9 protein-coding genes are annotated in these 12,458 nt (G+C 61.6%); 3 read left to right on the top strand and 6 right to left on the bottom strand.

Annotated features, from left to right (window positions below; genetic code table 11):
* Nucleotides 1–551 precede the first annotated feature (551 nt).
* The 3 genes from BGC09_RS21510 to BGC09_RS21500 form a co-directional block, all read right to left on the bottom strand.
* Nucleotides 552–2,615 carry a S9 family peptidase gene (locus BGC09_RS21510; protein WP_069806258.1) on the bottom strand — a complete coding sequence of 688 codons (2,064 nt, stop codon included), beginning with the start codon at nt 2,613–2,615 and terminating at the stop codon, nt 552–554.
* Nucleotides 2,616–2,826: 211 nt separating this feature from the next.
* On the bottom strand, nt 2,827–3,717 hold the full coding sequence (locus BGC09_RS21505) for a class I SAM-dependent methyltransferase (RefSeq protein WP_176729002.1): 891 nt from the start codon (nt 3,715–3,717) through the stop codon (nt 2,827–2,829).
* A gap of 507 nt (nt 3,718–4,224) precedes the next feature.
* Nucleotides 4,225–5,139: a hypothetical protein gene (locus BGC09_RS21500; protein ID WP_069806256.1), complete on the bottom strand. Its 915-nt coding sequence runs from the start codon at nt 5,137–5,139 to the stop codon at nt 4,225–4,227.
* A gap of 655 nt (nt 5,140–5,794) precedes the next feature.
* Here BGC09_RS21500 and BGC09_RS21495 point away from each other — a divergent pair.
* The 3 genes from BGC09_RS21495 (at nt 5,795) to BGC09_RS21485 (ending at nt 9,924) form a co-directional block, all read left to right on the top strand.
* Nucleotides 5,795–8,578, top strand: a complete 2,784-nt coding sequence (locus BGC09_RS21495; RefSeq protein ID WP_069806255.1) for a PAS domain-containing protein — start codon at nt 5,795–5,797, stop codon at nt 8,576–8,578.
* Nucleotides 8,562–9,341, top strand: coding sequence for a response regulator (locus BGC09_RS21490; RefSeq protein ID WP_069806254.1), 780 nt, complete (start codon nt 8,562–8,564; stop codon nt 9,339–9,341). The genes BGC09_RS21495 and BGC09_RS21490 overlap by 17 nt, the downstream gene beginning before the upstream one ends.
* Nucleotides 9,342–9,732: 391 nt before the next feature.
* The gene (locus BGC09_RS21485) at nt 9,733–9,924 is read left to right on the top strand and encodes a hypothetical protein (RefSeq protein ID WP_052889015.1); all 192 of its coding nucleotides are present in this window, start codon (nt 9,733–9,735) and stop codon (nt 9,922–9,924) included.
* A gap of 282 nt (nt 9,925–10,206) precedes the next feature.
* On the opposite strand, the gene BGC09_RS21480 is transcribed toward BGC09_RS21485, so the two are convergent.
* From BGC09_RS21480 to BGC09_RS21470, 3 genes are all read right to left on the bottom strand, one after another.
* Complete coding sequence (locus BGC09_RS21480) at nt 10,207–10,500, bottom strand: hypothetical protein (RefSeq protein WP_069806253.1); 294 nt, start codon at nt 10,498–10,500, stop codon at nt 10,207–10,209.
* Nucleotides 10,501–10,630: 130 nt separating this feature from the next.
* Nucleotides 10,631–11,245, bottom strand: coding sequence for an RNA polymerase sigma factor (locus BGC09_RS21475; protein ID WP_069806252.1), 615 nt, complete (start codon nt 11,243–11,245; stop codon nt 10,631–10,633).
* A 205-nt stretch (nt 11,246–11,450) separates the two neighbouring features.
* Nucleotides 11,451–12,221, bottom strand: a complete 771-nt coding sequence (locus tag BGC09_RS21470; protein ID WP_069806251.1) for an SDR family NAD(P)-dependent oxidoreductase — start codon at nt 12,219–12,221, stop codon at nt 11,451–11,453.
* Between the last annotated feature and the right edge of the window lie 237 nt (nt 12,222–12,458).

Genomic DNA, 12,458 nt, shown 5'->3' with positions numbered 1-12,458 from the left:
GAGTCGCCTGCGGCATCTGCGCCGCCCCGGCGGCTGTCCCCGAGAGGAGCAACACCAGGGTCGCCAGTGCTCGCGTGCTTCTCAGAGGCTCGGTCCGCTGCCGTTGATACAGGTAATGCCAGATTCGTTGGTGTACTCGCAATGTCTCGTCCCTTCGCAAGTTGCAACTATCACTGGCCAGTCAGAGTATACATGCTCCTCCTGGCCGGCATGACATACCGTCGCAATTGCAGGCCGATACTGATTCGACATCCGCGATCTGTTACGGTTTTACTATAAAATCGCTCTCCAAATTGGCTAAATCAAGTTCATAATGTATATGACTGTTTGCTTACTTCTATCGATAGTCTGCAGAGAGCACCTGATACACCTCTTTCAGAGAAGAGAGAGAGGAAAAGCGCAAAGGACACTCCCACCCAGAGAGGAGAAGGAGAAGAGACAGCAAGGCGGCAGAGGGTTCAGAGAGGAGCCGTGGCCCAGCCAACCAACCTGCCAGGTCGGCGCGACGGCAGGTTGGTTGGCTGGTTGGCTGGGCCGCTGAGGCGATGCTGCTACGGTTGGCGCTCGGGCTCTTGCAAATGGCGTTCGAACCAGTCGACGATGAAGCGCAGGCGCTGCAGGCGGAGGTAGGGGTGGCCGCCGCGCGAGAGGCCGTGGCTCTGGCCCTCGAAGCGTACATAGCGCACCTCGCGCCCCAGATACTTGAGCGCGGCGAAGAGCTGATCGGCTTGCTCAATATTGCAACGCAGGTCCTGCTCGCTATGGAGAATCAGGAGCGGTGTCTGCACATGCTGCACATAAGCCAAAGGCGACATGCGCCAGTAGCGTTCCAGATTCTCCCAAGGTGTGGTATCCAGCTCATCGTCGGCGAACGTCCAACCAAAGTCACTGCTGCCAAAGTCGGAGATCAGGTTTGTCACGCTGCGATCGGCCACTGCGGCACGGAAGCGCTGGCTATGACCGATCAGCCAGGCGGTCATAAAGCCGCCGTAGCTGCCGCCGATCACCCCGATGCGCTGCTCATCAAGGCCGCCCTGCTGCAGTGCCGCGTCGATGCCGGCCAGAATATCCAGAGAGTCCTTCTCACCCCAGGCACCGCGCACGGCCAAGGCAAACTCACGCCCATAGCCGCAGCTTCCACGCGGGTTGGTATAGAGGATCACGTAGCCAGCGGCGGCCAAGACCTGCATCTCATGGAAGAAGCCGTAGCCATACTGCGTATTGGGGCCGCCGTGGATCTCCACAATCAGCGGGTAGCGCCGGGCAGGATCGTAGTCGGGAGGACGCAAGAGCCAGCCATCCATAGGCCAGTCATCGCAGCCACGGTAGGGCAAATACTCCGGCGTGGCCAGTTTCAGCTCACTCAGCAGCTCATCATTGCAATGCGAGACCTGTTCCAGCCCGGCGTTCTTGCCGGTGAGCGGGCAGCGATAGATCTCTGGCGGCTGTGTGGCACTGCCCATGAGCAAGGCTACGCTCTGAGCGGACTGATCAAGGGAGAAGTCGCGCACATGCACGGCACCGGGCGTGAGGGTCGGCGGCTCTTGACCGGACCCGCTGACGGGAACAGCGTACAGCCGCGTTGCGCCGCGCCGCGAGGCCAGCACATAGAGCGTTTGCCCGTCGGCGGACCAGGCAGGGGGCGGCATGAGATGCTCGTCCCCCAGATCACTATTTGTCCAGTCGACGCAGCTTCCCTCAAAATCACGGGTCAGGCAAAGCGGCTGGACCTGGCCGGGGGTTGCTCCATCAAGTGAGAGCCAATACAGATCGACGTGGTTCGCCGAACGGTACTTCTGCATAGCCAGAAAGGCAAGCTGGCGGCCATCTGGCGACCAGGAAGGCGAGGCACAGGAGAGCGTTCCATCGGTCCAGCAGCGTAGCTCGCCCGGCTGGCCGGAGACGATCGTCAGCGTATAGAGATCGGGGCAAGGCATGCGCCAGCGATCTTCCGCCCGGCTCGAGACAAAGGCGATCTGTTGACCGTCCGGAGACCAGGCTGCGTCGGCGTCATCCCAGTCGCCATCGGTCAGCTGGACGGGTCCACCGCCCTCAACAGGAATCAGAAAGAGATGGCTGCGACGCTCGTGGATAAAGCCGACGCCATCGAGGCGATACCAGAGGCGTTCGATGACCCGCGCCTTTGGCAGAGGCTTGCCCCCTGGTGTTTTCTCATCGCCAGGACCGACCTGGGCCGAAAAGAGCAGGAAGCGCCCATCCGGCGACCAGACGGGGCGCTCAGCGCCATGTTCCATCCAGGTCAACTGGCGTGCCTCACCGCCGTCCGCAGGCAGCAGCCAGATCTGAGCAGGGCGCTGCTCCCCGCCAGGGCCTGTCGCGGTAGCGCTTGCCGGCTCATCGCTCTCGCGATCGGAGACGAAGGCCAGCCAGCGCCCATCAGGTGACCAGGTTGGGCTGTGAGCCCTGGCGCGTCCGCTTGTGAAGCGCCGAACCTCGCCGCCAGGCAGAGCAACCCAGATTGCCGAGCGGTACTCGTGCTCCCGCTCATCGATAGTCGTGACCACGAAGGCCACACGTGAGCCATCGGGAGAAAGACGCGGCTGGCTCACAAAGCGCAGCCGATAGAGATCCTCAATCGTAATCGTTCTGGCCATAGACAACTTCTTCGTCCAGAGGGAGCTGAAGCGGCCCCGTCGCACGCGGTGAGCCACCCCAGCCAGCCATTCAGTCACAAAGCAGAGTCGCTACCTGCAGTGCGCTCCAATCCAGGCAGGAGGAAACAGCCCCATTCCCTGCCGTTAGCTGGGAGAGCAGAGCAGGCCAGTGAAGCGTCTCAGCCTGGAGGCCGCCTTTCGGTCCGTTCAGTCAGGCAGGAGCATTCTCCGCCCAGGTCAGCAGGTGGAACCATAGCCCACAGAATTCATCGAGCAGGAGCTCGGCCATCGCCTGCTGATAACAGCGTTCGAAGGTCTCAGTGGGAACCTCCGCCCAGGCGCAGACAAACTCCTGCACGAGCCGCCAAAACACCATAAAGTGCTGGTAGCCCCCAGTGTGAGCCGGGGCGCCAGTCGAGAAATCCACCACAAAGGGACGGTAGGCAACATTGCGCCACCCTGCCGAGCGCAGCAGCTGGCCCAGGACGGCGGTGATTCCCAAGGTACGCCCATCGGGAGAGAAGCTATATCCCTTGCGCCAGAAGGCCCGTGCCAGCCAGGCCGAGAGCTGTTCAAAAGCGGGGCTGGTCGTCAAACACAGCTCGGCCTCAGTTAGACGAATGCTGCCCCCTGGGCGGGTAACGCGACGGCACTCGCGTAGCAAGGGCAACCAGGCCGAGACGGGCATCATCCCCATCAGAAAGCGGGCATTCACCAAATCAAAGGCATCGTCAGGGAAATCGAGGGGGTGCAGTGCATCCATCAGCACAAACTCGACATTTCCCAGGCCCCGTGACCAGGCCTGGGCCTGAGCGTACTCCACAACCGCCCGGCTGTTATCGATGCCGACCACGGTCACATGCGGATACGCATAGGCCACAGCCAGCGCCCAACCACCGGGGCCACAGGCAATATCGAGGATCGTCTGGACAGCACTCAGATCACCACCGCGCTCCGGGAAGAGGCCCCCCATTTGCCGTGTAATCAGCTGCTCCAGCTGCATCGCTCGCGCCAGCTCAGCAGCATCATCGGCCTCGATCACGTACGTTCCCTGCTTCCACCAGCACGGTCGGGACCCATGCCCCGCGCGCCCATCACTCATACAGGTCAAGCTCCCTTCACAAACACACCAGGCAGGGCTGCAACCTCTCCTTCTCTGCGGTGCCCGCCAGCCTTTCCCAGGAGGCAGTGAGTTCCAGAGCGAAGGTCTGAACGGCCCTGGCCACTGTCGTCCCTCAATCCCCCCAGGCCGTCCCCATTGTAGCAGATCAGCGTTCATCTGACCACAGGCATTACCGTGTTTGGAACAGGGCAGACTGACTGGTCAGCGGTTGAGCAGAGGGGCATGGGCACCACCACAGCCAGCAGAATCTTCCTCGGGGGAAGGACATCAGAGAAGCAAGTGCAGGAGAAGCGCCCTGGCCACGTAATCACCCCACCATGCAGCGCGGAGCGAACGAGGAAGAGCAGAGAGAAGCGTTGGCTAAATCCGGTTCAGCCCGGCCTCGTCTCCGAGCAGGGTCCAGCATCAGCAACGAGGATACAAGCGAGCGGTGCAGTCAAGGGTCGGCGGCCATCCTCCGCGGGGCAACGAGCGAGCGAGTCGGCGCTAGCGACGCCGGCGATTGCGTCGCCCACGCTCGGAGGTCAGATGAGAGGAGCTGCGCCGGCGGCTGCGTTCCTCGCGCTGCAGTGCCAGATCCAGCGTCTCATGCAGACGTTCGAAATCGTCGACGTCGAGCTGCAACTCCACAGCAGGGGCATCATCGGAGCGGGCGCGTCCCTCCTCAAAGAGCTGCAGGACCATCACCAGCTCCACCTCAAACTCCACCACTTCCTCCTCTCCCAGCTCGGCCTCAATACCTTCCGCTTCTGGCTCCTCGGCCTCCTCCTCTGTCGCCTCCTCCTCCTCCTCTTCCTCGGGGAGATCGGCCTGAGTAAAGATAATGTTGGTGCGTGCGCAGCGGAATCGTCCGTTGAGCTTGAGCGCATCGGTAGCCATCTCCTCAGCCAACTCTCGCACCACATCCATCATCTGCGTAAAAGCATCTTGTAGCTGCTCCAGCGCTCCCTCTTCCTCGGCGCTCAATTCCCCCTCCTCCGCCAGCAGCTCGCCCCGCTCCGTAGCGCCAGAGGAGGAGCTGGCCTCGGGTAAGCGCTGCCGTGCCAGTTCGTTCAGGCGATCCAAGGCTTGGGCGAGGGAGGGAGAGAAAGTATTTGCGCTGCTCTCTCGCTCTGTTGCATCGTCAAAGTGCTTTTCATCAACTGACCGGCTACCGTGCTCCTTCTCAAGATGATCGTCATCTTCATCTTCAAACTCAACATCTAGACCAACAGCCGCCTCTACCGCAAGGATCTGCTGGTGCAGCTGTTCAGCGACCTCGCGGCTCATATACGCCTGGATACGGGCCTGTCGGGAGGCGGCCACCAATTGGATCGGGGGCCAATCGCGGTAGCGCTCCCGGCCACGCAGATAGCGCACCTCGACCACCCCGAGGGTATCCAGCCGCAGCGAAAGCTCCATGAATCCCTCCTCGCAGAACGAACCGGCTGCGACACCGAGCTTCTTTGACGCCTCTTGCAGCGTTCTCAGCCAACAAACAGCCCAGAGTGCAGCCATCATGTGATCCGCGGCTTCGCGCCACCTGGCGAGCGCTCTCAGCCATCCTTCTTCACCCCGGCGCTGGAGGAGGAGCGGGCTTGCTCTGGCAAGCAGGCAGGTAGGCGGAGGCCGCTGGCCGCTGGCCTCATGCGGCACAAAAGGACCCGGAAGGTCGTACGCTTCAGGGTTGCAGTACTCTCTCGGGAGTTGACATCATCATACCACAAACCGCCCCCTTTGGCATCGCGCCTGGCTAATCTCTGCTGTGTAAATAGGAGACCTGGTTTATCGCTCTATCTCGAAGGTGCTGAGGCGAGCTGCTGCCGCTACTGCTGCTGGCCAGTGGCATTGGAAGGAAGAGGCGGCTGGCGAATGAGACAGGTGCGTCGCGCCTGTCCTCCTGGCTCACAGCCACCGTTGGCAGGCGATATAATAGTGTGTAGTAGTGGGAAGGAGGGAGCGAGAGCAAGACCGCCGTCCTGGCGGGCGGCGATGTGTGGGGCGTGTCCTTTCCAGTCCAGGTCAGGTAGAGACCCGGCGTGGCTAGAAACCCCGATCTATGGAGCCAGAGCCATCTGTGCAACTTGAACAAATTCTGGGACACATTGCGGTCGGAGCCGCAGTCCTGGATGGTACTGATTTGCGCGTTCTCTACATCAACCAGTACCTGGCCTCGCTGCTGAGCGAGCCGTGGCGCTCGCAAGGAGTGCTTGGCCATCGTCTGCCTGAGATCCTGCCCCCAGAGCTGGCCTCCACGGCTGTGCCTCAGCTGCAGCGGGCCAGTGCCATGCGCCAGAGCCTGGTCTTTCAAGATGTTCCCTATGAGGGTCTGCTGGCCAGTCGTGGGCGCACCTACTGGCGTATCTCGCTGATCCCGGTGACGTGGGAAAGCCAGCAGGAAGAGCAGAAGGGGGCAGGCCAGAGAGACGCGCTGTTGATCACTGTGGAGGACGTGACCAGCCAGGTACGCTCACGCTTATTGCTGAAGGCGATGCAGCATATCTCCGCGGCCATCGCTGGCCCTTTTGCCCTGCCCGAGGTCCTCGATCGTATTCTGCAGGCTGTAGAGGAGATGGTCGGCTCGACCCGGTGTGCGATCCTGCTGCTGGAGCCAGTCACCGAGGTCGAGACGGTGCTGCCCGATATTGCTCAGCCGCGTTCCTCGGCGCACCAGGAGTCTACAGAGAGCGAGCCGCTGGTCACGCTGGCGGCGCAGAAAGGTCTGCACCCCAGCGCCCAGCACTGGCGCCCTCGGCTGACTGAGCGCCTGCTGCTCAGTCGGGTCCAGCGCGAGCAGCGTGCGCTGATCATTGAGGATACCAGTAGTTGCCCAGAGCTGGAGCTGCCGCTCCTTGACGACGAAGGTCTCCCACGTCGGCCCGGTTCCGTGCTTTGCGTACCCATCTTCGACCCTCATCCCGAGCAGATGAGGCTACGGGAGGGGCGTGGCGATCGTCCGGCAGTTGTAGGGACGATCGAGGTCTATCACCGGCGGGCCCGTGGTTTCCCTGCCGAAGAGGTCGAGCTGCTGGAACAGTTCGCCCGCCAGGCTGGCCTGGCCATTCATAACGCTCGCCTCTTTTTCAGCATCGACAGCCTGGCCCGCACAGCGAGCCGCAATGTGCGCCAGCGCGAGAATATCATGCAGGCCATTCCCGATGGAGTGGTGATCTACGACGCTCGCTGGCGTGTGGCCGACATCAATCACGCCGTGCGCCGCCTCTTCGGCTGGAGCGATGAGGTCCTGGGACTGCCGATCTGGGAGGCCCTGGCCCGTAGTCAGGCTCGCTTTGAGGAGCCTCTGCCCCGAGGACCGGAGGATCTGCCAGCGCTGGAGCACCGCGCCCTGGAGCAGAGCGTCGATGAGATGAAGGTCATTGGAGCCGACGGCCATCCCTATGTTATCCGCCGCTCCTACGCCCCCATCCACGACGCGGTCGGCGATATCTTTGCTTTCATCGTCATCTATCACGACGTAACCGAGCAGGCTGCTGCCCGCGAACGCATCGAGGCTGAGGTCATCGCCCGCACGCTGGAACTGGCCCAGCGAAATCAAGCGCTCCAGGAGGCCAAAGCCGCCCTGGAAGAGGAGGGCGCCCGCATGCAGACGCTGCTGGAACGGCTGCCCTCGGGCGTGCTCCTGATCTCCAAGGAGGCCCGTGAGCGTCCACGGATCAGTATTATTAACCGTCAGGCTGCCAGGCTCCTGCGCCGCATGGGAGTACCGGAGGCCCAGATAGATGATCCCGAGGAGGTCATGCGCCGCCTGGCTGGACGAGCCAGTGAGGAGATCATTGACCCCATCCATGTCTATGGCCCCAATGGCGAGCTGGTAGCGACCGAGGAGCGTCCCCTGGCGCGCGCGCTCTTCCGAGGTGAGGCCAGCGAGAGCGAGCTGCACCTGAGCCAGCCCGACGGCAGCCTCCTTTTCCTGCTGGCCAGTGCAGCCCCGCTGCGGGCGACCGACGGAACGATCAGCGGCGCGATTCTCGTCTGGCACGACATTACACGCATGAAGGAGTTGGAGCGGGAGCGCGAGGATTTCTTCACGACCATGGCCCACGAGCTGAAAACGCCACTGGCCAATATCCGCGCCCACCTGAGCGTCCTGCAGGCCGACGATCTGCGCTGGTCAGTGGAAGAGCAGCGCGACTTTCTGCGAACTGCCGATGAGCAGGTCGAGCGCCTGGTGAGTATGGTGAATCAGTTTCTGGATGCCGCCCGGGTAGAGGCCGGCGCCCTGCGTCTGGAGTTGGAGCCGGTGTTGCTCTCCGAGCTGGTCGAGGATTTGCAGGAGCGTCTGGAGGCCCTGATTGCCAGTTCGCATCGCAGCCTGGATGTGCGGGTTCCTCCTCAGTTGCCCACTGTGCTGGCAGACTATGAGATGATCATTCGCGTGCTGACGAACCTGCTCAGCAATGCTTTTTACCATGCGCCAGAGGGCGACACGGTCCTGCTGGAGGCCGAGCAGGTTAGTTCCCGCGAGGTGGAGATCCGCGTGACCGATCATGGCCCCGGCCTGACGCCCGAGCAGCAGGAAGAGCTGTTCACCCGCTTCAGTACGTTCGCCGCCAGCCGTCGCCCGGCGGCGGACCGCCCTGGTCAACCGGCTCGCGACCGGCGCCGCGACAGCGCCCGTTGGAGTCCCGGTACGGGCCTGGGCCTCTACATTAGCCGCGGCATTATCGAGGCTCATCAGAGCACCTTGACACTCCAGAGCAGCCCCGGTCAGGGCACAACCTTTGCCTTCCGCTTGAGCATTGCCGGCGAGCCCACAGCTGCCCAGCCGCTCCTGCCCGCCTCAGCCCCACGTGGTAATACGACCGGCTCCAGGGAGGGTGCACATGATGTCAGCTTCTGAGCGCGAGAGAAAACCGTGTATTCTGTGCGTAGAAGATGATCCTCAGATGAGCGCCTTTCTGCGCGCGCAACTGAAAGCGCGTGGCTTCCAGGTCCAGACCGCCCGTGACGGAGCCCAGGGGATCGAGCTGGCGGCCCTGGTGCAGCCGCAGCTGGTACTGCTCGATTTGTCTCTGCCGACGCTGGATGGCCTGGCTTTCCTGCGCCGCTTGCGCGAGTGGAGCAATGCACCAGTGATCGTGCTCTCGGCACATGACGAGGAACCGGTCAAAATTAAGGCGCTTGATCAGGGGGCCGATGACTATCTGACCAAGCCATTCAGTGTCAACGAGCTACTGGCACGTGTGCGTGTGGCGCTGCGCCGCGCCGCTGAAACGGAGCGTCTGCTGAGCAGCCTGGGACAGGGAAACACCAGCCCCAGTACACCCGTGTATCGCTGTGGTGGGCCTGATGGGCTGGAGGTCGATTTTGCCCGCCGCAAGGTACGCTCCGGCGGCAAGGAAGTGCATCTGACCCCCACCGAATACGATCTGCTCTACGAGCTGACGCGCAATGCCGGCAAGGTACTGACGCACCGCGAGCTGCTGCAGCGCGTCTGGGGTGCCGATTATATTGGAGAAACGACCTATCTGCGAACCTTCATCCGTCATCTGCGGCGCAAGCTGGAGCCTGATCCTGCCCACCCGCGCTTCTTACATAATGAGCCAGGCGTCGGCTACTTTGTTCCTCCCCCAGATGCCCCGCTGCTCAGCAATTTGTCATAGGCAAGAGCATCTCTTTGGGGCAATTGGCTCACCAGGATCAACCTTCACAGGATTTTCACAGGCTCCCTGGCCGTGTTCACACATTTGTCACTCGCGGTAATGTATACTCTGTAGCAGAGAAGCTGACAGTGACCTGCCTGTTCGCCCAGCTGAGAAGAAAGGAGCGTAGCGCCTGCTTGAGCGCCCACATGCAGGCTTCTTTGAAGCCTGGAGAAGGCGCTCACTGCCTGGAAGAAGGAAGGAAAGCAGGAGGAAGAAGATCAGTGTCAGTGGCCTAAGCCTTATGATGCCAAGCAGGCTCTTCTGAGACGGGTCGTAGCGACGCCTGTTGGCCCCGCCCCGTTGGTGAATTTGGTCACCCGCCCGCTTGCCAGTGAAGAAGGAGGACCACATGCAGGACCGCAAAGATGATCGTGAGATACTGCGCCGTGGCGGTTTTGATGAGGTGGAAATGCGCCGTCTGGCCAGGCTCCGCGAGGAGTACGCCGAGAGGGAACAACAACAGGCTCTTGCAGAACATCGCCGCCTGGAGTTCGTCCGCTGGCTTGTCGCAAGGGGGAAGTTGAGCGATCAAATTGCGTGAGGCGAGGGGGCACCGCTCACTCTCAGTGAGAGAGGCCCATGCCAGAGAAGCGAGGGCAGGGAGCCGGAAGGGTCTGCTGTAGCAAAGAGGATTGGCCAGGCAGGCCAGACAAGATCAGGTATTCGTCTCATCCTCTTCGGTGCCATGGACCTTACAGCCGAGGGCAGCCCCGGCCTTGCTGACCAGCAGGGCAGGGAGAAGCTGCCCTCTTGCATCTGTCAACGGCCAGGCACTGGGGGCTCCCTTCTCCCTGGAAGCACTTTCCTTCCTCCTGTCCCCCTTTTACTGGCTGCGGTGATCCATTCCGCGCTCGTCCGTTCGTCTCCCATCTTCACTTGAGCTGCGCTTCCCTTGCCGGCTGTGACGCTCCTGGTTCTCAGCGCTAGATCTGGAGGCCATTGGAGGAGTCGACTGACGCGCGAGCGCGAGGATACGCTCGATGACCTCCGGCGGGGGCTCGAGACGCGGCAGGTGCTCTACAAACAGACGGTCTAGCTCATCGAATTCTTCTTGCGACTCTTCCCCTTCCTGCGCTTCTATGGCTGGTCGAGGCGATCGCTCGCGCTGCTCCCGCATAAGTACATTCCCCCGGATGTTGTTCCTTAGCTCGCTCGTGCTCTGCTATGTACAACGAACAACATCCAGGGGAAGTTTCACAAGGCAGCGTTTGCCCGTGGCTTCTACTCCAGGGGATGGAGCAGAGAGCTTAAGCCAGGGCTGCTGTCACCTTGCCGGTGTACTCGCGCAGGGCCGCCCGCAGAAGCGGCTTGGCGCGCTGGAAGTAGGTTTTGGCCGTTGCCTCGGGCATCTGGAGCGTCTGGCCAATTTCGGCGAAGCTGAGCTGAGCCAGGTAGCGTAGCAGAACCACAGCCCGGAAGCGCGGTGGCAGGGTCTGAATGGCTTCGCTCAGGAGGCGCTGGAGATCATGGTGCTCAGCCAGCTCCTCCGGCAACGGGTTGCCATCGGGGAGAGCGTCCAGTGGTGACGGCTCATCTTCCTCCGTGTTTCCTTCTAGCTCAGAAAAGTGGACAGCGCGCTTGCGTCTCAGCTCATCGAGGCAGCGATTGCGGGCCACCTGGAAGAGCCAGGCTTTCAGCGGCTCGCCGGTGCGCAGATTTGGAAGTGAGATGTAGAGCTGCAAGAACACTTGTTGCAGAATATCGCATGCCTGGTCATAGTCGCCGAGAAAGTGGTAGATAAAGCTAAACAGGGCTGTTTGATAGCGCTTTAAGAGCATCTCAAAGGCCTGCTCATCGCCGGCCAACGCTTTTTGGGCCAGAATGCCATCTATATTGACCGCAGGGCGTTCTTGCTTTGTCATCGTTTCGTTTCCTCGTTGCTCTTCGTCTTTTTTCCTTCTTGCTAGACAGAAGCGTACCGTTTTTCTGAGCAGATTACAAGGCATACTGGCCCCGATAAGCTCTGCAGTAACAGGCTCTAAGGAGAAACTAAACCAGAGCCGGCCTTTCTTAGGGCTTTTTAAGCTTTGCCAGTGGGCTGCTGACGGGCTGCTGGTCCTACGCGAGCTAGATGTTGGAGCGAGATTGAGCGCCGTCGACAGGGATGCAGGCCCCACTGACCAGCGAGGCCGCGGAGGAGGCCAGAAAGACCACGACCGCGGCCACCTCTTCAGGGGTACCAAAGCGGCCTAACGGCAGCTCGCTTTTGACAAAGGCTTCGATGCTCTCAGGATCAGCCTGGCGCCGGCGGTCCCAGGAGCTACCGGGGAAGAGTAAGGAGCCAGGCGCGACGCTGTTCACCAGAATATTGTTGGGAGCAAGCTGACGAGCCAGCGACTTGGTGAGGCTGATGGAGGCAGCTTTGAGGGCATTGTAGGCAGGTCGTCCGCCCGATTCGCGTCCGAAAATGGAGGAGATGGCGATGATGCGGCCTCCTCCCTGGCGGCTCATAATGGGGGCCACGAGGCGAGCAAAGTGGCTGAGGGCCAGGACATTGAGGGCCAGAGCGTCGTGCCAGTCTTCATCGCTGGTGTCAAAGATGGTCTGGCCACGGGCGCCCCCAGCGTTATGGACCAGAATATCGATACGCCCATAGTGAGCCATCACGTCCTGGACAATGCGCTCGATGTTCTGGGGGATCATGAGATCAGCAGCGATTGTCAAGACTTCAACCCCGGCGCTGCGCAGCTCTTCAGCAGTTGCTTCCAGGGCCTTGCGTCCCCGGGCAATGATGGCGAGCCGACAACCTTCAGCGCCCAGCGCGCGGGCAATGGCCTGGCCCACTCCGCGGCTGGCGCCAGTGACGATGGCGACGTTTCCTTCCAGTCCCAGATCCATAGAAAGCCTCCACAACTGATGAATCAATAATGAGTTAGGGGTTATTTGAATGCCGGTCCCCTCTGGAGAGGAGGAGAGGCAGACGCACAAGTGAACAAGTGAGTGAGCGAGCAAGCGAGCAAGCGAGTCGGGACGGACGAGGGGGCACCTCTGGCCGCTGCCAGGAGAGGGATGGGAGGCCGCCCTCGCCGTTCTCGACTGCTCACGCTCAGCTCAGAAGCGGGGCAGCTGGGGCGT

The organism is Thermogemmatispora onikobensis, from assembly GCF_001748285.1.
GTDB classification, from domain to species: Bacteria; Chloroflexota; Ktedonobacteria; order Ktedonobacterales; family Ktedonobacteraceae; genus Thermogemmatispora; species Thermogemmatispora onikobensis.
Note: the sequence above shows the minus strand (reverse complement) of the source record. Positions and strands in the feature narration are given on the sequence as shown.